This window comes from Pseudomonas sp. RIT-PI-q (assembly GCF_001297125.1).
Lineage (GTDB): Bacteria > Pseudomonadota > Gammaproteobacteria > Pseudomonadales > Pseudomonadaceae > Aquipseudomonas.
Genome location: NZ_LHPC01000039.1, coordinates 179,190 through 199,394, shown reverse-complemented (window position 1 = coordinate 199,394; position 20,205 = coordinate 179,190). Strand labels below are relative to the sequence as shown.

The 20,205-nt window shown below is 60.8% G+C and carries 16 protein-coding genes and 1 riboswitch; of the genes, 12 read left to right on the top strand and 4 right to left on the bottom strand.

Annotated features, from left to right (window positions below; genetic code table 11):
• Nucleotides 1–106, top strand: a riboswitch (TPP riboswitch).
• A gap of 163 nt (nt 107–269) precedes the next feature.
• Nucleotides 270–2,159, top strand: a complete 1,890-nt coding sequence (gene thiC / locus AEQ67_RS21555) for a phosphomethylpyrimidine synthase ThiC (RefSeq protein WP_059405844.1) — start codon at nt 270–272, stop codon at nt 2,157–2,159.
• A gap of 148 nt (nt 2,160–2,307) precedes the next feature.
• Nucleotides 2,308–3,600: a putative hydroxymethylpyrimidine transporter CytX gene (gene cytX, locus AEQ67_RS21550; RefSeq protein WP_059405843.1), complete on the top strand. Its 1,293-nt coding sequence runs from the start codon at nt 2,308–2,310 to the stop codon at nt 3,598–3,600.
• Here the strand turns inward: cytX and AEQ67_RS21545 are convergent.
• Nucleotides 3,569–4,315 (bottom strand): RsiV family protein, encoded by a 747-nt coding sequence (locus tag AEQ67_RS21545; RefSeq protein WP_059405842.1) that lies wholly within the window; start codon nt 4,313–4,315, stop codon nt 3,569–3,571. The two genes, cytX and AEQ67_RS21545, sit on opposite strands and share 32 nt — an antisense overlap.
• A 213-nt stretch (nt 4,316–4,528) precedes the next feature.
• Between AEQ67_RS21545 and AEQ67_RS21540 the strand changes: the two genes are divergently transcribed.
• From AEQ67_RS21540 to AEQ67_RS21500, 9 genes are all read left to right on the top strand, one after another.
• Nucleotides 4,529–5,146 carry an NUDIX domain-containing protein gene (locus AEQ67_RS21540; protein WP_059405841.1) on the top strand — a complete coding sequence of 206 codons (618 nt, stop codon included), beginning with the start codon at nt 4,529–4,531 and terminating at the stop codon, nt 5,144–5,146.
• Complete coding sequence (locus tag AEQ67_RS21535; protein WP_046819863.1) at nt 5,137–5,589, top strand: DUF1249 domain-containing protein; 453 nt, start codon at nt 5,137–5,139, stop codon at nt 5,587–5,589. Before AEQ67_RS21540 ends, AEQ67_RS21535 begins: the two co-directional genes overlap by 10 nt.
• Nucleotides 5,590–5,715: 126 nt before the next feature.
• Nucleotides 5,716–6,531 (top strand): 3',5'-cyclic-AMP phosphodiesterase, encoded by an 816-nt coding sequence (cpdA, locus tag AEQ67_RS21530; RefSeq protein ID WP_059405840.1) that lies wholly within the window; start codon nt 5,716–5,718, stop codon nt 6,529–6,531.
• Nucleotides 6,532–6,723: 192 nt separating this feature from the next.
• Nucleotides 6,724–7,332, top strand: coding sequence for a YqiA/YcfP family alpha/beta fold hydrolase (locus AEQ67_RS21525; protein ID WP_059405839.1), 609 nt, complete (start codon nt 6,724–6,726; stop codon nt 7,330–7,332).
• Nucleotides 7,333–7,374: 42 nt separating this feature from the next.
• Nucleotides 7,375–9,279 (top strand): DNA topoisomerase IV subunit B, encoded by a 1,905-nt coding sequence (parE, locus tag AEQ67_RS21520; RefSeq protein WP_059405838.1) that lies wholly within the window; start codon nt 7,375–7,377, stop codon nt 9,277–9,279.
• Nucleotides 9,279–10,268, top strand: coding sequence for an esterase-like activity of phytase family protein (locus AEQ67_RS21515; RefSeq protein WP_059405837.1), 990 nt, complete (start codon nt 9,279–9,281; stop codon nt 10,266–10,268). The genes parE and AEQ67_RS21515 overlap by 1 nt, the downstream gene beginning before the upstream one ends.
• A complete protein-coding gene (locus AEQ67_RS21510) occupies nt 10,265–10,789 on the top strand; it encodes a retropepsin-like aspartic protease family protein (RefSeq protein WP_059405836.1) in 525 nt (174 codons plus the stop codon). The genes AEQ67_RS21515 and AEQ67_RS21510 overlap by 4 nt, the downstream gene beginning before the upstream one ends.
• Before the next feature lie 7 nt (nt 10,790–10,796).
• Nucleotides 10,797–13,064: a DNA topoisomerase IV subunit A gene (parC, locus tag AEQ67_RS21505; RefSeq protein WP_059405835.1), complete on the top strand. Its 2,268-nt coding sequence runs from the start codon at nt 10,797–10,799 to the stop codon at nt 13,062–13,064.
• Between the two features lie 176 nt (nt 13,065–13,240).
• A complete protein-coding gene (locus tag AEQ67_RS21500; protein WP_059405834.1) occupies nt 13,241–13,954 on the top strand; it encodes a PqiC family protein in 714 nt (237 codons plus the stop codon).
• A 391-nt stretch (nt 13,955–14,345) separates the two neighbouring features.
• On the opposite strand, the gene AEQ67_RS21495 is transcribed toward AEQ67_RS21500, so the two are convergent.
• The gene (locus AEQ67_RS21495; protein ID WP_059405833.1) at nt 14,346–15,866 is read right to left on the bottom strand and encodes an AhpA/YtjB family protein; all 1,521 of its coding nucleotides are present in this window, start codon (nt 15,864–15,866) and stop codon (nt 14,346–14,348) included.
• A 135-nt stretch (nt 15,867–16,001) separates the two neighbouring features.
• On the opposite strand from AEQ67_RS21495, the gene serB reads away from it, so the two are divergent.
• Nucleotides 16,002–17,216 (top strand): phosphoserine phosphatase SerB, encoded by a 1,215-nt coding sequence (gene serB / locus AEQ67_RS21490; RefSeq protein ID WP_059405832.1) that lies wholly within the window; start codon nt 16,002–16,004, stop codon nt 17,214–17,216.
• Nucleotides 17,217–17,361: 145 nt separating this feature from the next.
• On the opposite strand, the gene AEQ67_RS21485 is transcribed toward serB, so the two are convergent.
• Together AEQ67_RS21485 and asd are read right to left on the bottom strand one after the other, a co-directional pair.
• A complete protein-coding gene (locus AEQ67_RS21485) occupies nt 17,362–19,128 on the bottom strand; it encodes a hypothetical protein (RefSeq protein ID WP_059405831.1) in 1,767 nt (588 codons plus the stop codon).
• Nucleotides 19,129–19,336: 208 nt separating this feature from the next.
• Entirely contained in the window at nt 19,337–20,197 is an 861-nt protein-coding gene (gene asd / locus AEQ67_RS21480; RefSeq protein WP_027922000.1) for an archaetidylserine decarboxylase, read from the bottom strand.
• Between the last annotated feature and the right edge of the window lie 8 nt (nt 20,198–20,205).

Sequence of the window (20,205 nt, the reverse complement as noted above, 5' to 3'; positions counted from 1 at the left end):
GGGTTCTTGTCGGGGTGCCTTGCTATGAGGCTGAGATCGAATAATTTCGGATCCCGTTGAACCTGATCAGGTTAGCGCCTGCGTAGGGAACAAGATTTCTCGTCACCCGGCGAGTCCTCTTGTGCTTCGTCCGGGATGTTGTTCGACAATCGAACACCCCTCGAGCACTGAGCACAGCACTGCTGGTTTTCCCAGCTCACGTGCGTCCATTCGTTACAGGTTCGCTCCGACAAAATTCCACTGCCTGGATGCTGTCTGGAGAGCCCGTGATGACGATAAAACTAAAAAACACTACGAACCTGAGTGATTCGGCACAAGTCGATCAACAGTCGGTTCAGCCGTTTACCCGCTCGCAAAAAGTCTATGTCCAGGGCTCCCGCCCGGACATCCTCGTGCCGATGCGCGAAATCAGCCTCGACGTGACCCCGACCGATTTCGGCGGCGAGATCAACGCGCCAGTGGTTGTGTACGACACCTCGGGCCCGTACACCGATCCCAACGTCATCATCGACGTGCGCAAAGGCCTCGGCGATGTGCGTTCGCCGTGGATCGAATTCCGTGGCGACACTGAGCGCCTGCCCGGGCTGAGTTCGAACTTCGGCCAGGAACGCCTCGCCGATGCCGAGCTGACCAAGCTGCGTTTCGCCCACGTCAACAACCCGCGCCGCGCCAAGGCCGGTGCCAACGTCAGCCAGATGCACTACGCCCGTAAAGGCATCATCACCGCCGAGATGGAATACGTCGCCATCCGCGAAAACATGAAGCTGGAAGTGGCGCGCGCCGCTGGCCTGCTGGACCAGCAACACGCCGGTCACAGCTTCGGTGCCAGCGTGCCGAAAATCATCACTCCAGAATTCGTCCGTGACGAGATCGCTCGCGGTCGCGCGATCATTCCGGCCAACATCAACCACACCGAACTGGAACCGATGATCATCGGCCGTAACTTCCTGGTGAAGATCAACGGCAATATCGGCAACAGCGCACTGGGTTCGTCCATCGAAGAAGAAGTGGCGAAACTGACCTGGGGCATTCGCTGGGGTTCGGACACGGTCATGGACCTGTCCACCGGCAAGCACATTCACGAAACCCGCGAGTGGATCATCCGCAACTCGCCGGTGCCGATTGGTACGGTGCCGATTTACCAGGCCCTGGAAAAAGTTGGCGGTGCTGCCGAAGACCTGACGTGGGAGCTGTTCCGCGACACGCTGATCGAACAGGCCGAGCAGGGCGTCGACTACTTCACCATTCACGCCGGCGTACTGCTGCGCTACGTGCCGCTGACCGCCAAACGCGTGACCGGTATCGTCTCCCGTGGTGGTTCGATCATGGCCAAGTGGTGCCTGGCGCACCACAAAGAGAACTTCCTCTACACCCATTTCGAAGACATCTGCGAAATCATGAAGGCCTACGACGTCAGCTTCTCGCTGGGCGATGGCCTGCGTCCTGGCTCGATTGCCGACGCCAACGACGCCGCACAATTCGGTGAGCTGGAAACCCTCGGCGAGCTGACCAAGATCGCCTGGAAGCACGACGTGCAGTGCATGATCGAAGGCCCGGGCCACGTGCCGATGCAGTTGATCAAAGAGAACATGGACAAGCAGCTTGAGTGCTGCGACGAAGCGCCGTTCTACACCCTCGGCCCGCTGACCACGGACATCGCACCGGGCTACGACCACATCACCTCGGGTATCGGTGCGGCAATGATCGGCTGGTTCGGTTGCGCGATGCTCTGCTACGTCACGCCGAAGGAACACTTGGGCCTGCCGAACAAGGATGACGTGAAGACCGGGATCATCACTTACAAGATCGCCGCGCATGCCGCCGATCTGGCGAAGGGGCATCCGGGCGCACAGATCCGCGACAATGCGTTGAGCAAGGCGCGGTTCGAATTCCGTTGGGAAGACCAGTTCAACCTGGGCCTTGATCCGGACACCGCCCGTTCGTATCACGATGAAACCCTGCCGAAGGATTCGGCCAAGGTCGCGCACTTCTGCTCCATGTGCGGGCCGAAATTCTGCTCGATGAAAATCACCCAGGAAGTCCGCGAATACGCGGCCAACCAGCGGATCGAAACGATCGATGCCGAAGTCGCCCAGGGATTGGCGGAACAGGCTGAGCGGTTCAAGCAGGAAGGCAGTCAGCTGTACAAGAAGGTTTGATCTGATCCGAAAGGGTGGGGCCTGAATGGGCCTCATCGCGGGCAAGCCCGCTCCCACAATGATTTGTGTCGCTCGCAAATCCTGTGGGAGCGGGCTTGCCCGCGATAGCGATCGACACAACAACAAATGTCCCTCTGAGATAACACCCTTGAGCATTCAACCCAGCACTTACTCCCCTGATGTCGCGGTGCCGACCGACAAACGTGTCTTCGGCGGTCGCGATCTGTTTTCCCTGTGGTTTTCCCTAGGCATCGGCCTGATGGTGCTGCAGACCGGCGCTCTGCTCGCGCCAGGCCTGGGCCTGTCCGGCTCGCTGCTGGCGATTTTCCTCGGCACGCTGGTTGGCGTTCTGCTGCTGGCCGCCGTCGGCGTGATCGGCAGCGACACCGGCCTGTCGTCGATGGCCGCGCTCAAGCTCAGCCTCGGCAAACGCGGCGCGAGCCTGCCGGCCGTGCTGAACCTGCTGCAACTGATCGGTTGGGGCTCGTTCGAAATCATCGTCATGCGCGACGCCGCCAGTCTGTTGGGTGCGCGTGCGTTCAGCGAAGGCAGCCTGCTGTCGAATCCGCTGCTCTGGACCGTTTTCTTCGGCGGCCTGGCAACCTTGCTAGCCGTCAGTGGCCCGCTCACGTTCGTGCGTCAGATCCTGCGCAAGTGGGGCATCTGGCTGCTGCTGGCGGCGTGCATCTGGTTGACCTGGAACCTGTTCGCCAAAGCCGATCTGGCGGCGTTGTGGGCACAGGCCGGTGATGGTTCGATGCCGTTTGCCGTGGGCTTCGACATTGCCATCGCCATGCCGCTGTCGTGGCTGCCGCTAATCGCCGACTACTCGCGTTTCGGCAAGCGTGCGAAAAACGTCTTCGGTGGCACCGCCATCGGCTTCTTTATCGGTAACTTCTGGCTGATGAGCCTGGGCGTGGCCTACACCCTGGCGTTCGCGCCGAGCGGTGAAGTGAATGCCTTGCTCTTGGCGTTGGCCGGTGCTGGCCTGGGGATTCCGCTGCTGCTGATTTTGCTGGATGAGTCGGAAAACGCGTTCGCCGATATTCACTCGGCAGCGGTGTCCAGCGGAATTCTGTTGCGCTTGAAAGTCGAGCACCTGGCATTGGCCATCGGCGTGATCTGCACGCTGATCGCTTGCCTGGCGCCTTTGGCCCAGTACCAGAACTTCCTGCTGTTGATCGGTTCGGTGTTTGCGCCGCTGTTCGGCGTGGTGCTGGTGGATCACTTTATCCTGCGCAAACGCAGTGCTCAGGTGGCGTCGGCCGCATTGCGCTGGCCGGCGTTGCTCGCCTGGTTGGGCGGGGTGAGCACGTATCATTTGCTGGCCAACCTGTATCCGGACATCGGCGCAACCCTGCCGTCGTTGATTCTGGCAGGGCTGCTGCAGCTGGTGCTGGGCCGGGCCTTCAGTTACGGCCCGGAAACAGCTCGGGCTTGAGAATGCCGTTCAGGCGTGGGTAAGGGATCTTCAGTTCGACGTGGCCCAGCGCGTAAGGCGCGATGGTGCTCACTTCGTACTTGAGGATCACCCCACCGTAGGTCAGCGCCACGTTCTGGGTTTTCTGGAACGGCCAACTCTTGACGAACTCCGGTTCCTGATCGAGCTTGGTGCTGATCAACCAGCTGTTATGTGCCACTTGCGCGGCTTTCCAGAACGCTTCTTCCTGCCCCGGAACCAGCATGTCCGACAGCGTCAGCACTTTATGTTGCTGGCGTGAATAGTTGATGAAGCTGCGGCCCGGCGTGCCATGGGCGCCGCCGGTGTCCAGGTAACTGGAAAATTCGACGATCACCAAGCCGTCATGCTGCTCACGTACCTTGGCTTGCAAGTAGCTGCTGTAGCGCGGGCCGGCGGTGCGCAAAAACTCATCGCGATAGGCCGCCAGCGTCGGCGCCACCGGGGCGTCGGGCGAGGTGCGGGTCATTTGCAGCAGGCGTTTTTCGATGATGCCGTCAAGCTGCGGTTCGGCCGGGAAGCGCAGCGTATCGATGTTCACCAACGGGCAATCGGGCGTCGTGCAGCCCGGCTTCAGCTGTTCGGTCGCGTCGCGGGTAGTTTCCAGCGGCGCCCGGTAGTTGGGCTGGAACAGACTCTGGCACGCGCCCAGAGTCAGGGCGATTGCGGCCACGGAGGCGATTTTAAAAAGCGACATGGGCGTCCTTCATAAAACAGGGAAAGGCGAAAAGTTATCCGCTTCGACTATCAACGAAGCAGTCAGTTCGCCACTAAGCTAATTAGAGTTGGTTTCACCCTCACCGTCCATCCCGCTGACGGTAAAGGGGCTGCATCAAAGGTCACGGGCGCGTTAGGATGGCGCGAAGTCGAGGCTGGAGCCTCGGACAGGATTTGTAGAACGAGGATTGTCATGACTGATTTTGCCAACGCCATTCCGACCGCCGTTGATATCGTTCGGCGCGAAAAGTGCTTCGAGGGCTTCTACAAGCTCGATCGCGTGCACTTGCGTCACGAATTGTTCGCCGGGGGCATGAGCCGCGAAATCCATCGTGAAGTGTTTGTTCGCCATGACGCTGTTTGCGTGCTGCCCTACGATCCGCAGCGCGATGAAGTGGTGCTGATCGAGCAGTTTCGCGTCGGTGCGATGGGCAAGACTGACAATCCGTGGCTGATCGAACTGGTCGCTGGTCTGATCGACAAAGATGAACAACCGGAAGAAGTTGCTCACCGCGAAGCGCAGGAGGAAGCTGGGCTTGTGTTCGGGGCGCTCTGGCCGATGACCAAATATTTTCCATCGCCGGGCGGCAGCAATGAATTCGTGCATTTGTACCTGGGGCGTTGCGAAACAACCGGGGTCGGCGGCCTGCATGGGCTGGAGGAAGAAGCAGAAGATATCCGCGTCACGGTCTGGGCGTTTGAAGATGCCTTGCAAGCCGTACGCGACGGACGTATTGCCAACGCGGCAAGCATCATTGCCTTGCAATGGTTAGCGTTGAACCGCGTTGAAGTGAGGGGGTTATGGTCGTAAACAAGCTGCGCGATCGCTATCGGGTGGACCTCGTAGGGCTGCAAGCGTCCTGCGAGGCGAACTACGCGCGCCTGATGCGACTGCTGCCGGACATGCGCAATGAGCCGGCCGCGCGGCGTATTGCCGTGACCCATGGCGACCAGATGCTCGGTGTACTGGCTCTGGAAGTGCTGCAGGTCTGTCCGTACACCACGACCCTGCAAGTGCGCCAGGAACACAGCCTGCCCTGGCTGCCGGTGCCGCAACTGGAAGTTCAGGTCTATCACGACGCCTGCATGGCTGAAGTGGTCAGTGCCGAACATGCACGACGCTTTCGCGGCATCTATCCTTACCCGAACGCCTCGATGCATCAGCCGGACGAAAAAGCCCAGCTGAATATGTTTCTGGGGGAATGGCTGAGCCATTGCTTGGCGTTGGGGCACGAGTACGAAGTCGTACGTTAGTTTTGGCGAGTACGAAGTCGTTCGGTAGTTGTGAACTGCGTCAGGTTCACAGGTTTCCCCTTTTGATCGTCCCCCAGCATAATTGCGGCACTCATCCATCCCGTGATTCAGCCCTGGGAGAACGCCTTGCCGAGCGTATCCACTTTGACCACCGCCGATTCGGCGTTGCTGGTGCAACTCTCCGACAGTCATCTGTTTGCTGAAACGGACGGGACGTTGCTGGGCATGAATACGCGCGACAGCCTGCAAAAGGTCATCGAACTGGTGCGCCTCCAGCAGCCGCAGATCGACTTGATCATTGCCAGTGGTGATTTGTCCCAGGACGGGTCGCTGGAGTCTTATCAGTTGTTTCGCGACCTGACGGGGCAGCTCGATGCGCCGGCGCGCTGGATTCCCGGCAATCACGATGAGCCGCAGATCATGGCCGAGGCCGCGGTGCAGAGCGCGTTGCTGGAATCGGTGGTGGATGTCGGCAACTGGCGGGTGACGTTGCTGGGTTCTGCCGTGCCGGGGTCGGGGCCGGGGGATTTGCAGGATGAGCAGTTGCAGGGGTTGGTTGGCTCGTTGAGTGAGGCGCCGGAGCGGCATCATCTGGTGTGGTTCCACCATCATCCGGGGTCGATCGGCTGCGCGTGGATGGAGCCGATTGGCTTGCGTAATCCGGAAGCGTTGTTTGCAGTGCTGGATCGTTTTCCGCAGGTGCGTGCCGTGCTTTGGGGGCATGTGCATCAGGAAATCGATCAGTTGCGTAACGGCGTGCGTCTGATCGCCTCGCCTTCGACCTGCATTCAGTTCGAGCCGGGCAGTGATGATTTCAAGGTCAGTGACCAGGCGCCGGGGTATCGCTGGTTGCGGCTGTTGCCGGATGGCCTCATTGAAACTAGCGTGGAGCGTGTTACCGGGTTCGACTTTCAGGTTGATTACGGCTCCAACGGCTACTGATTTATTTGTCATTTCCCTGACCGAGGCGCGGCCATCGCGGGCAAGCCCGCTCCCACAGGGACGGCGCATACCTTGTGGGAGCGGGCTTGCCCGCGATGGCGTCCGCTCAGGCGACATGAATTTCGCGGATATCCCCGATTCCCCCGCCACCCTGTAAACTCCGTCTCTTTACCCGACGCGCAGGGAGTTCAAATGTCCGGTTCGATCCTTTATATCCACGGTTTCAACAGCGCTCCCGCCTCAAAGAAGGCCACGCTGTTGGTGCAGGTGATGGAGCAGCTGGGTTTGGGCGATCAACTGCGTGTCCCGGCCTTGCACCATCATCCTCGACAGGCCATCGGTCAGCTGGAACGGGCGATTGAGGAGCTGGGGCGGCCGCTGCTGGTCGGCAGCTCACTCGGCGGCTACTATGCGACTCACTTGGCCGAGCGCCATGGCCTCAAGGCCCTGTTGGTCAATCCTGCCGTCAGTCCGCACCGGATGTTCGACGGGTATCTGGGGACGCAGAAAAACCTGTATACCGATGAAGCCTGGGAATTGACCCACGACCACGTGACGGCCCTGGCCGAGCTGGAAGTGCCGGCGCCCCAGGACCCGCAGCGCTATCAGGTGTGGTTGCAGACGGGTGACGAAACGCTGGATTACCGCCTCGCCCAGCAGTATTACCGGGCCTGTGCCTTGCGCATCCAGGCCGGCGGCGACCATAGTTTCCAGGGCTTTGCCGAACAATTGCCGGCCATGTTGAGTTTTGCCGGCATCGGCGCAGATTTGTATCAGGCGATCGATTTCACAGCACTGTGACTCATCGCCCCCTATTTCAACGAACACTGACGACGAGACCCCATGGCCACTCCCAGCGCTAGCTCTTATAACGCAGACGCCATCGAAGTCCTCTCGGGCCTCGACCCGGTGCGCAAACGCCCCGGCATGTACACCGACACCAGTCGGCCGAACCACCTCGCCCAGGAAGTCATCGACAACAGCGTCGACGAAGCCTTGGCCGGGCATGCAACCTCGGTGCAGGTCATCCTGCACGCCGATCACTCCCTGGAAGTCAGTGATGACGGCCGTGGCATGCCGGTGGACATTCACCCGGAAGAGGGCGTTTCGGGCGTCGAGCTGATCCTCACCAAACTGCACGCGGGTGGCAAGTTTTCCAACAAGAACTACCAGTTCTCCGGCGGTTTGCACGGGGTGGGTATTTCCGTGGTCAACGCCTTGTCGACCGAAGTCCGGGTGCGCGTAAAGCGTGACGGCAACGAATACCAGATGACTTTCGGTGACGGTTACAAGAAAACCGAACTGGAAGTGATCGGCACCGTCGGCAAGCGCAACACCGGCACCAGCGTGTTCTTTGCCCCGGACCCAAAGTACTTCGATTCGCCGAAATTCTCCATCAGCCGCCTCAAGCACGTGCTCAAGGCCAAGGCCGTTCTGTGCCCGGGGCTGCTGGTCAGCTTTGAAGACAAGGCCACCGGCGAGAAAGTCGAATGGCATTACGAAGACGGCTTGCGCTCCTACCTGGTAGACGCGGTCAGCGAATTCGAACGCCTGCCCGACGAGCCGTTCTGCGGCAGCCTGGCCGGTAATAAAGAAGCCGTTGATTGGGCGCTGCTGTGGTTGCCCGAGGGCGGCGACAGTGTCCAGGAAAGCTACGTCAACCTGATCCCGACCGCGCAGGGCGGTACTCACGTCAACGGTCTGCGTCAGGGCTTGCTCGACGCGATGCGCGAGTTCTGCGAATTCCGCAGCCTGCTGCCACGCGGCGTGAAGCTGGCCCCGGAAGACGTCTGGGAACGCATTGCTTTCGTGCTGTCGATGAAGATGCAAGAGCCGCAATTCTCCGGCCAGACCAAGGAACGCCTGTCTTCGCGCGAAGCGGCGGCCTTCGTGTCCGGTGTGGTCAAGGATGCGTTCAGCCTGTGGCTCAACGCTCACCCTGAATTGGGTATGCAGCTGGCGGAACTGGCGATCAACAACGCCGGCCGTCGCCTGAAGGCCAGTAAGAAAGTCGAGCGCAAACGCATCACGGCCGGTCCTGCGTTGCCGGGCAAGCTCGCCGACTGCGCCGGGCAGGACCCGATGCGTTCCGAGCTGTTCCTGGTCGAAGGTGATTCCGCCGGCGGTTCGGCCAAGCAGGCGCGGGACAAGGAGTTCCAGGCGATCCTGCCGTTGCGCGGCAAGATTCTGAACACTTGGGAAGTCGACGGCAGCGAAGTGCTGGCCAGCCAGGAAGTGCACAACATCGCCGTGGCCATCGGTGTCGATCCGGGCTCGGCGGACATCGCCCAGCTGCGCTACGGCAAGATCTGCATCCTCGCCGACGCCGACTCCGACGGTCTGCACATCGCCACCTTGCTCTGCGCGTTGTTCGTCCAGCATTTCCGCCCGTTGGTGGATGCCGGTCACGTCTACGTCGCGATGCCGCCGCTGTACCGCATCGACCTCGGCAAAGAAATCTACTACGCCCTCGACGAAGCCGAGCGCGATGGCATCCTCGATCGCCTGGTGGCCGAGAAGAAACGCGGCAAGCCGCAGGCCACCCGATTCAAAGGTCTGGGTGAAATGAACCCGCCGCAATTGCGCGAAACCACCATGGACCCGAACACTCGGCGCCTGGTGCAACTGACGCTGGATGATTTCGAAGCAACCTCGGAAATGATGGACATGTTGCTGGCGAAGAAACGCGCCGGCGATCGTAAATCCTGGCTCGAATCCAAAGGCAACCTGGCCGAGGTTCTTGGCTGATGCGGGTTGGCTTTGCCCTGGCGTGTGCGTTACTTCTGACCCCGGTTGCGGCGTTTGCCGAACCGGCCCCGGAACTGCGCCTGTTGTCCGAGCATCCCGTCGACGGCATGCGCGGCGGCAACCTGTCGGGGCTGGCCCAGTGTGGCAAGGACCTGTGGACGGTTTCCGATCGCGATGACGATCAGATCTACCGCCTCGATACCCGCGACACGGTCTGGCAAGCCGAAACCGTGGGCATCGGTGTGCCTGCAGTGCCTGACAGCGGTTTGCCCTGGGGTTTGCGTTCGCGGGCCTGGGCGGCATCGTTCGTGCGTGGCGGCGATCTGGATTTCGAAGGCATCACCTGCGACAGCGCCGGCAATCGCTACATTGTCAGCGAGGCCCATGCGGCGGTGCTGAAAGTGCCGCCCACGGGGCCGGCCTCCTGGCTGAAAATCTCGCCGATCATGGTTCGTGAAGCTCGGGCCAGTGGCATGTTGCTGCGCTTCAATGCGTTGTTCGAAGGCCTGGCGATCAACCCCGAAGGCGACAAAATATGGCTGGCCGCCGAGCGCGAGAGCCGTGGGTTGCTGCTGATCAAGCGCCAGCAAACGGTCTGGGACTGCGATGGCGGCTGCGTGCTGCTGAGCGAGGCCGGGAAGGAAATGCAGCCTGCACAATTTCCCAGGGCCAGGGCACTGCCCAAGGATTTCGCCGATCTGTCATTGTTCAACGGCAAGTTGTTTACCCTTGAACGCAACGTCTACCAGATTTGCCGCCGTGACGCGCAGACGGCCAAGGTCGAGCGCTGCTGGTCATACGCCGCCGAGGCACTGCAGGAAAATCGGCGTTATCCACAGGCCTTTGGCCTGGAAGAAGCGCTTGTCGTGGACGCCGACGGTGCCTGGATCGGTATCGACAACAACACCGGTGCCCGCGCCGATGGTGAAGTCCGCCCGATCGTCTGGCGCTTCGCCGCGCCTGAAGGTGGCTGGAGTGCCAAGCCGTGAGTCAGCAAACACCTGGCAAGCGCGCCGGTCGGGTGTTCATGGTGCTGGCGTGGTGCGCCGCGCTGTTTCTGGCGACGCGGTTTTTCGGTCAGTGGGAAGCGCGTCAGCAGAACCCCAATACCGTCATCAGTTCGGAGCAGGGTGAAGGTTTTATCGAGGTGAAACTGGCCAGCAACTCGCAGGGTCATTTTGTCGCCAGTGGCCATATCAACGGCCAGCCGGTGGATTTCATGCTCGATACCGGGGCGACCGATGTGTCGATCCCGGCGGAAATAGCCGAACGGCTGAAACTGGAAAAAGGCTTCGGGGTGACCCTGAGCACGGCCAACGGTCTGAGCCAGGGTTACCGAACCCGCATCGACCGGCTGCAACTGGGCGACATTGTGTTGCGTGATGTCCGCGCCCTCGTCGCGCCAGGCTTGAATGGCAATCAGGTGCTGCTCGGGATGAGCGCACTGAACAAACTTGAATTTACCCAGCGCGGTGGCACCATGCTGCTGCGCCAGACAACGAACCAATGAGGCCCGCATGAGCGACTCCCTTGATCTCAGCCTGGACGGTGTAGAGCGCCGGTCACTGGCTGACTTCACCGAAAATGCCTACCTCAACTACTCCATGTACGTGATCATGGACCGTGCCTTGCCGCATATCGGCGACGGCCTGAAACCGGTACAGCGGCGCATCATCTATGCGATGAGCGAGTTGGGGCTGGACGCTGATTCCAAGCACAAGAAATCGGCGCGTACCGTCGGTGACGTGCTCGGCAAGTTTCACCCGCACGGCGATTCGGCCTGCTACGAAGCCATGGTCCTGATGGCCCAACCGTTCAGCTATCGCTACACGCTGGTCGACGGCCAGGGTAACTGGGGTGCGCCGGATGATCCCAAGTCCTTCGCCGCCATGCGTTACACCGAAGCGCGGCTGTCGCGTTATTCCGAAGTGCTGCTCAGCGAACTGGGTCAGGGCACGGCGGACTGGGGCCCTAACTTCGACGGCACACTCGACGAGCCGCTGGTGTTGCCGGCGCGTTTGCCGAACATCCTGCTCAATGGCACCACCGGTATCGCCGTGGGCATGGCCACCGACGTGCCGCCGCACAACCTGCGCGAAGTCGCGACAGCCTGCGTGCGCTTGCTCGATGAGCCCAAAGCCACGGTCGAACAGCTCTGTGAACACATCCAGGGCCCGGATTACCCGACCGAAGCGGAAATCATCACACCGCGCGCCGATCTGCTGAAAATGTACGAAACCGGCAAGGGCTCGGTGCGCATGCGCGCCGTGTACCACATCGAAGACGGCGACATCATCGTCACCGCGTTGCCGCATCAAGTCTCCGGGGCCAAGGTGCTGGAGCAGATCGCGGCGATGATGCAGGCCAAGCCGTCCAAAGCGCCACAGATCGCTGACCTGCGCGACGAATCCGACCACGAAAACCCGTGCCGGATCGTGATTATTCCGGGCGTTCGGAAGAATTTCGACCACGACGCGTTGATGACTCACCTGTTCGCCAGCACCGAGCTGGAGTCGAGCTACCGGGTCAACATCAACATCATTGGTCTGGACGGCAAGCCGCAACTGAAGAACCTGCGGGCGCTGCTGGTGGAATGGCTGGAGTTCCGGGTTCAGACCGTGCGTCGTCGTCTGCAATTCCGTCTGGACAAGGTCGAGCGTCGCCTGCACCTGTTGGATGGTTTGTTGATCGCCTACCTCAACCTGGATGAAGTGATTCATATCATCCGTACCGAGGAACACCCGAAAGCCGCGCTGATCGAGCGTTTTGCCCTCAGCGAAATCCAGGCCGACTACATTCTCGACACCCGTTTGCGTCAGTTGGCGCGACTGGAAGAAATGAAGCTGCGGGCCGAGCAGGATGAACTGCTCAAGGAACAGGCCAAGCTGCAAGCGCTGCTGAGCAGCGAAGCCAAGCTGAAAAAACTGGTGCGCACCGAGCTGATCAAGGACGCCGAAACCTACGGCGATGACCGTCGCTCGCCAATCGTCGAGCGCGCCGAGGCCAAGGCGCTGACCGAGCACGATCTGCTGCCTAACGAGAAAGTGACCGTCGTTCTGTCGGAAAAAGGTTGGGTTCGTTCGGCCAAGGGCCACGAGATCGACGCCACTGGTCTGTCCTACAAGGCCGGGGATGGTTTCAAGGCCTTGTCGGCGGGACGCTCCAACCAGTTTGCGGTGTTTATCGACTCCACCGGTCGCAGCTACTCGGTGGCCGCGCACACGCTGCCATCGGCCCGTGGCCAGGGCGAGCCGCTGACCGGTCGTCTGACTCCGCCACCCGGGGCGAGCTTCGAATGCGTGCTGATGCCGGAAGACGATTCGCTGTACGTGATCGCCTCCGACGCCGGTTACGGCTTCGTGGTCAAGGGTGAAGACCTGCAAGCCAAGAACAAGGCGGGCAAGGCGTTGTTGAGCCTGCCGAACAACTCGAAGGTTATTCTTCCGCGCCCGGTCATGGATCGTGAGAACAATTGGCTGGCCTCGGTGACCACCGAAGGTCGCCTGCTGATCTTCAAGATCAGCGATCTGCCACAATTAGGTAAGGGCAAAGGCAACAAGATCATCGGGATCAACGGTGAACGTGTGGCCAGTCGCGAAGAATATGTCACGGACATCGCCGTACTGCCGGAGGGTGCCACTTTGGTGCTGCAGGCCGGGAAACGTACCTTGTCACTGAAAGCAGACGACCTCGAACACTACAAAGGTGAGCGTGGGCGTCGTGGTAACAAACTGCCACGTGGCTTTCAGCGGGTAGATGCGCTGCTCGTCGAAAACCTCAATTAGGCGTCCCAGAGCGCTCGATCTACGATTTAACGCGTAGATCGACACTTTGGCGCTGGAGTCGGAACGCATATTCACGGATGATATGGCCTTTCAAGCGCCGGCGTGGCCGAGCGTTCTTCATATTTATTGAGTATTTTCACTGTGGTTAGCCTTGTGGCAACCACCTGGACGGGACGATGACTGCTCTGCGCCTTCCTTTTATTTTGATGCTCGCCGGCGTACTTGGCCTGGCGGGTTGCAGCGTTCACCAGCCGGTGTCGCTGTATCAACTGGACAGCGGAAGTCCGGTTCAGCCTGCGCAAAGCGCGGGCATGGCGGTATTGTTGGGTCCTGTAACGGTAGCCGATTATCTGCAACGTGAAACGCTGTTGCAGCGTCAACCGGATGGCAGCCTGCAAGCGTCGACGGACGGTCGTTGGGCGGGTAGCCTGTCTTCGGACATCGATCAGCTGTTGCTGCGTCAGGTAGCGGGTCATCTGGACAGCCAACGAGTGGTGCTGGCGCCTGCGACATTGGGTTTCACGCCGGATGTTCAGGTATTGCTGACCATCACGCGGCTGGATTCGGGTGAATCGCAACCGGCGATCCTTGATGCGCAATGGCGTCTGATTGACCGCCGTGGCCAGGTGCGTGATAACCGCATCATTCATCTGCAGGAACAACACGCTGGCGGTACGGCGGCTCAGGTTCAGGCGCAGGGTGTATTGCTGCAGCGTCTGGCCGAGCAATTGTCGGTGGCGCTGAAGCCACTGGCGAATCAGCCGCCGATTGCCGAAGCCCCACGTAAACCGGCAGCCAAACCGGCAGCGCCGGCAGCGGAAGCAGAAAAGCAACCGAAGATCCCGATGGCCTCGCCGATCCGGACCGATATGGAAGTGTTCAGGTTCTAAGCCTGGATTGAATCGAAGCAAAGCCCGCATTGATGCGGGCTTTGTTGTTTCTGCGGGTTAGACCTTTATCGCTGCTGATGGCCTCTTCGCGGGCAAGCCAGCTCCTACAGGGCGATGTACGTATGGCATATAACCTGTAGGAGCTGGCTTGCCAGCGAAGGCGTCGGCCTGGACATCAAAAAAGCCTGCATTGATGCGGGCTTTGTTGTTTCTGCGGGTTGGGGTTCTTTAGCGTTGCTGATGGCCTCTTCGCTGGCAAGCCAGCTCCTACAGGGCGATGTACGTATGGCATATAACCTGTAGGAGCTGGCTTGCCAGCGAAGGCATCGGCACAGGCAACAAAAAGCCCGCAGACAATCACTCGTCTGCGGGCTTTTTCATATCGAGGCGATTACGCCCGGCGTTCGTGCATCCGCGCCAGTTGCCGCTCGAGCATCGACGGGTAAGGCTCCATCAGCCGTTCCACGCAGCAAGCGCCTTCAGGGCTGGCGATCGGGCGGATCCGCGCACGTTGGCGGATCAGCGCGTCGTCACCGATCTTGCGCTCCACCAGCAGCAGGTTGCGGCTGTGTTGCGACAGCGCCAGTGCGTCTTGAGCGGCCTCGGTCAGCAGCAGATCGATCTGGCTCAGGCCGAACAACTCGTCGCCCAGGGTCAGGCCCAGTTGCAATTGCAGGGTGATGCCGCTGTCGGCGACTTCGATCTGCAACTGATGGCCCAGCGCCCGCAGTAACTCGCCGCAGCAAATGGCGTTGGTCAGGTAGTCGTCGCCACTGTCTTCGGTGTGGAACAGCATCAGCGTGCTGCCATCGTTCAGGGTGTGCAGCTCACTTTGGTAGAGCGAGGCGGCCTGGTCGAGGCAATCGCGATAGCGTTTGAGCAGTTCTTCCAGGCGCGTGCGGGGCAGGCGACGCAGCTGATCCTGAGCGCCCAGCTGCACGGCCAGGACCGCGCTGTGCTGTGGCACGTTCGAGACGACCGGTTTGGCGGCCGGTTTCGGCGCGGTAACGGCCGAGTCATCGCGAAGATCGGCAAACGGATCTTCATCGTCGTCATCGTCTTCAACGGTGCTGACAATGTGCCGGGGCGCAGGCTTGAGGCCGGCCACAGGCTTGCTTTCATCGAAGCTCGGATCCCGCAGGTTACGCACTTCGAAGGCCGGATCGGTATCGTCGACGTCTTCGAACTCGGGTTCAGGCTCCGGCTCAGGCTCGGCCGGCTCAGGCGCGAAGTTGGCGTGCAGCTGGCGAGCCAGGTCGCCGATCTCATCCTGACGCTCGGTGCCCGGGGTGTATTCGTCGATATTGCGCAGCCACACGCGCAATTGCAGCAGCGGCGTGGAGATGTGCCGACCCAGGCGCAGGCTCAAGGCCAGCGACAAGGCCAACAGAATCGCGCTGAGAATGCCCATGCTTTGCAGGCTGATGGTCATCGGCTGCTGGAACTGATCCATGTCCAGGCTGATGCGCAGTTGCCCGGCGGTCACGTCCTGGAAGGTGATCTTGCTCTGGTACATGCCTTCGGCTTCACCCAGCAGGCTATGCTTGGGGCGCTGACCGGCTTCGGCGAGGATGCGGTTATCCACGCTATAGATGGCGGCGTGGGCCACCAACTTGTTTTTGGTCAGGTTGTTGAGCAACACGTTGAGGCTGAGGATGTCGTTGGACACCAACAGCTCCGTGGCCGACGTGGCGGTCTGCGTGGTCAGGCTCTCGCCCAGGGCATCCGCCTGCTCGTGCATGGCCTGCTTGAACTGCAAACCCATCACACAGGCATAGATCACCAGGGCCAGAGCGACCAGGATCACGTTATGGCTGGCAATGCGTAATGCAATCGGTACACGGCGGTGGCGCAGTGCACGGAAGATCAGCAGAAAGAAGTTATCGGTTTTTACTGGCGTGGGCCGGTTCACTTGAGCTCGGCTCTTTTGTCCGTGAAGTTGACGCGCAGTATAGCGACAGGCCCTAGACCGGCAAAGCGCTCACGGTGCCCGATGGTCACTGAAAGTGGGTAGAATGCGGTTTTTTTCCACCTGCGGGGGTGCGCCTTGCGCGAAATCGTCCTGATAAACATCACGGGAGTCGACCGTCCGGGTCTGACTGCGGCCATTACCGGCGTTCTGGCCCAGGGTGGTGTGAACATTCTCGACATCGGTCAGGCGGTCATCCACGACACGCTGTCGTTCGGCATCCTGGTTGAAATACCTGACACCGAGCAAGGCAAGTCGGTGCTCAAGGACATCCTGTTTACGGCGTACAAGCTCGATCAACAGGTGCGTTTCACGCCGGTGTCCGAAGAGGATTACCAGCAGTGGGTCGGCAATCAGGGTAAAAAACGCCACATCGTGACCCTGCTGACCCGCAAAGTGACCGCCGGGCAATTGCAGGCCGTGAGCTCGATTACCGCCAAATATGGCCTGAACATCGACCATATCGATCGATTGTCCGGGCGCATGCCGCTGGACACCCCGGCCGATCAAGGCAAGGGCTGCATCGAGTTTTCCGTGCGGGGCGAGGCGGCTGACCCGCAGGCGCTGCGGGCCGAATTCCTCAGTGTTGCGCAGGAACTGAACGTCGATATCGCCTTCCAGGAAGATTCGCTGTTCCGCCGTAACCGCCGTCTGGCGGTGTTCGACATGGACTCGACGCTGATTGAAGCCGAAGTCATCGACGAACTGGCCAAGGCGGCTGGCGTGGGCGACCAGGTGTCTGAAATCACTGAGCGGGCAATGGCCGGTGAGCTGGACTTCCGCGCCAGCTTCAAGGAGCGCCTGGCCTTGCTTAAAGGGCTGGACGTCAGCGTGCTGGATTCGATCGGCGCCTCGCTGCGCCTGACCGAAGGCGCTGAAACCCTGTTCGCCGAACTCAAGCGTCTGGGCTACAAGACCGCCATCCTGTCCGGCGGCTTCACCTACTTCGCCAAGCAATTGCAGGCCAAGTTGGGCATCGATTACGTGTTCGCCAACGAACTGGAAGTGGTCGACGGCAAGGTGACGGGCGTAGCGGTCGAGCCGATTGTCGATGCGCAGCGCAAGGCGGATCTGCTGAAGGAACTGGCCCATAAGGAAGGTTTGCGTCTGGAGCAGACCATCGCGGTGGGCGACGGCGCCAACGACCTGCCGATGCTGGCGATTGCCGGGCTGGGCGTGGCGTTCCGTGCCAAGCCGCTGGTCAAACAGTCGGCGAAGCAGGCGATTTCCACCCTTGGGCTGGATGGCGTGCTGTATCTGCTGGGCTTCCGGGATCGCGACGGGCAGCTCTGATTTCTCGGCTGTCTCAGAGGGCCTCATCGCGGGCAAGCCCGCTCCCACATGGATTTTCGGTGTGCACACTATTTGTCACACACAGCGATCACTGTGGGAGCGGGCTTGCCCGGGAAGGGGGCGCCGCGGTTTTAAAGACTCACCCTCAAAGCGACTTCCACAACGAATCAACGTCATCCTCAGCCCCCGCCGCGCCGCGCGCGTTGTCGAGTTCGCGGTGGGCAAACTGATGGAAGCTGTTGGTGCTCGCCCCCCGCCGATCCAGCCCGGCCCGGCGTTCCTCACCATTGGTGTTGATGATCACCTTGTTGCCTTCCTCGAACGGCAGCCGAGGGGCGAGCAGGGTGGCCGGCAGGTCGATCGCACTGATGGCTGGCAGCAACAGGCCGCGCAGGTAATGGCTATGGTCTTCACGGGTGCGCACCCGTTGCAGGCCGCAAGGCTCGGCGTAAGGCGCGACCTGTTCGATACCCATTTGCGTACCGCCACCACGGACCTGACGGATCCAGCGCACCACCGCGATGCTCCAGCCCTGACCGGCGCAATCTTCGATGCCGACCATCTCGCCTGCCTGTAACTCGGCAGGCACTGCGCCGGGCCAAGCCAGGCAATAACCTCCGGGGCTGTGATTGATTACCGGCAGGGCATACTTTGCAAAGTGTCGATTGCGATCGGATGCCTCATGGCTGTCATCGTTCTGAAGCGGCGCGTACTCGATCTCTTCGTAGGGCAGCAGCGTACTTACGTTGCCATGGGGCGCAGCGTCAAAAGCATGGTGCCATTGATCTTTTTCCCGGCCCGCAGGCGCTGTCGCCGAGAACTGCGCGGGGCGCACGCTGGGGGTTTTCAGGATATCGCTGAACGAACGTTGGCCACCCAGGTAAAAATGCAGCGCGCTCATGCCCACGCACAGGGTCAAATTGCCTTCACTGGCGGTGCGCTGGAAGCCGCGCTCGGCGGCCTGGCCCCAGGCGGCATGCAGATGTTGCAGGGTGTCCACGCTCAGTCCCGCCGGTACTGGCAGTGGCGAAGAATCGTCGGTTTTTTGCAGATGCGCTTCGATGGCGGCGACCAGCGGCTGCGGATCGATCCCCAGCAAGCTCTCCTGCTGCTCGGCCCGAAACTTGGTGCGGTAACGCGGCCCGCTATCGAGGTCCGGCGCCACGGCAAACAGTCCATCAGCCGGCTTGCCCGGTTGCAGCTTGATCCATTTGCTCCAGGGCTCCAGCACCTCGGCCAGCCGGGCGATCTGGTTCTGGCGCAGTTGGTTGCAGCGAGAGGCTCCCAGCAACAAGGCGACCACGTAAGTCTGTTCGATGCTCAGGTTTTGCGTCTGGCTGGCCAGTTCGTCACGCAGGCTCAGGTGCTGGAGCCGGTGCGTGCAGGCGATCCGATACAGCTGATGCAGTTCCAGCCACAGGCCTTCCGGCACCGGGCAATAGAGTTCGGTCGCGCGAATCAGCGGGCCGTTAAGGCAATGGATCGCCCGTTGCAGCGCTTGGGCCAGCAGCGGCGCACGGTCCTTGGTGAAGCGCGGGGTGATGCGCACGACAATCTGCTTGTAGCCAATCGCTAAGTGACTTTGCAGCGCCTGGCAGAGGTTGGCGATCTTGCGGGAGCGCTCGTCGAGGACAATCGCCTGATGCAGAAAATGCCGTTCCAGGTGTTTGCAGACGTAATACACCTCGGGCCGCAGCAGTTCGAGCAGTTGCAGGCGGTTATCGCTGGGTGTGAGCAATTGATTGAGTTCGCTCAAGCCTTGATACAACTGGCGAGCGGTTTCGCCAATATTGGCTTTGGGCAGATTGGCGATCCAGCGCTTGAGGTCGCGCGGGGTGGGCTCACAGAACGACAGACGCAACTGCGTCGGGAGCGGGGCGCGTAGCAGCAGGTGGGGACTGGTTTCATTCATGCCGTGGACAAACTCCAACCGGGAAATGGGCAGTGAATGACCTGACTGTAGCAGCTATGACCTGGGGCTGGGGCATGGCAATTTGCCCTCTGTAGGAGCGAGCTTGCTCGCGATGGTCGTCAACGATAACGCGGCAAGCCTGATGGCCCGCGGAGTTCTCTGGTTCATCGCGAGCGAGCTCGCTCCTACAGGGGTAATCGAGGGTCTATCAGGCTTTTGGCAGACCCATGCCCTGGCCCATCTGCACCGGCGAACCGGCCGCGAGTTCTTCAGCCCACTTGACCTGATCCGGGCCAAACAGCACGACCGCAGTCGAACCCAGCTTGAAGCGACCCAGCTCTGCGCCTTTCTCCAGATGGATCGGTGCGCGGGCTGCTTCGTCGTAACGGAAGGTTTTCAGCTCGCGTTTCGGCGGTGTCACCAAGCCGGCCCAGACCGTTTCGATCGATGCCACGATCATCGCGCCCACCAGCACCACGGCCATCGGCCCGCGCTCGGTGTCGAAAATGCACGCCACACGCTCGTTGCGGGCAAACAGTTCCGGGACGTTTTCAGCGGTGGTCTGGTTGACCGAGAAGATCCGGCCGGGGATGTAGACCATCTCGCGCAGGGTGCCGGCCAATGGCATGTGCACGCGGTGATAATCCTTCGGCGACAGGTAAATAGTTGCGAAGTCGCCGCCCATGAACGGCGCGGCATTGGCTGCGTCACCGCCGAGCAGTTCCAGCACGCTGAAGCTGTGGCCCTTGGCCTGGAACACGCGACCGTGCTCGATCGGACCGAGCTGGCTGACTGCACCGTCGGCCGGGCTGAGGATCGCGCCCGGCGTTTCGTCCAGCGGGCGAGCGCCGTCTTTCAGTGCGCGGGTGAAGAACGCATTGAAGTGCTCGTAAGCTGTCAGGTCTTCGACCAGCGCCTGGGACATGTCCACCTGATAACGCTTGGCGAACCAGGCGGTGAAGGCATTCTTGAACCAGCGCACGCGGCATTCGGCAATGCAGCCGGCCAGTCGCGACAGCAGGTGATGGGGCAGCAAGTATTGGCTGAGGATAAACAAACGCTTATTCATTAACTGTC

Bases quoted from the DNA above. Each gene is read 5' to 3' on its own strand.
- AEQ67_RS21515 (WP_059405837.1), top strand. From the start codon at position 9,279: ATGCGGGTTGGCTTTGCCCTGGCGTGTGCGTTACTTCTGACCCCGGTT.
- parC (WP_059405835.1), top strand. From the start codon at position 10,797: ATGAGCGACTCCCTTGATCTCAGCCTGGACGGTGTAGAGCGCCGGTCA.
- AEQ67_RS21485 (WP_059405831.1), bottom strand. From the start codon at position 19,128: ATGAATGAAACCAGTCCCCACCTGCTGCTACGCGCCCCGCTCCCGACG.
- asd (WP_027922000.1), bottom strand. From the start codon at position 20,197: ATGAATAAGCGTTTGTTTATCCTCAGCCAATACTTGCTGCCCCATCAC.
- AEQ67_RS21525 (WP_059405839.1), top strand. From the start codon at position 6,724: ATGTCCGGTTCGATCCTTTATATCCACGGTTTCAACAGCGCTCCCGCC.
- AEQ67_RS21545 (WP_059405842.1), bottom strand. From the start codon at position 4,315: ATGTCGCTTTTTAAAATCGCCTCCGTGGCCGCAATCGCCCTGACTCTG.
- AEQ67_RS21540 (WP_059405841.1), top strand. From the start codon at position 4,529: ATGACTGATTTTGCCAACGCCATTCCGACCGCCGTTGATATCGTTCGG.
- AEQ67_RS21500 (WP_059405834.1), top strand. From the start codon at position 13,241: ATGACTGCTCTGCGCCTTCCTTTTATTTTGATGCTCGCCGGCGTACTT.
- AEQ67_RS21535 (WP_046819863.1), top strand. From the start codon at position 5,137: ATGGTCGTAAACAAGCTGCGCGATCGCTATCGGGTGGACCTCGTAGGG.
- parE (WP_059405838.1), top strand. From the start codon at position 7,375: ATGGCCACTCCCAGCGCTAGCTCTTATAACGCAGACGCCATCGAAGTC.
- thiC (WP_059405844.1), top strand. From the start codon at position 270: ATGACGATAAAACTAAAAAACACTACGAACCTGAGTGATTCGGCACAA.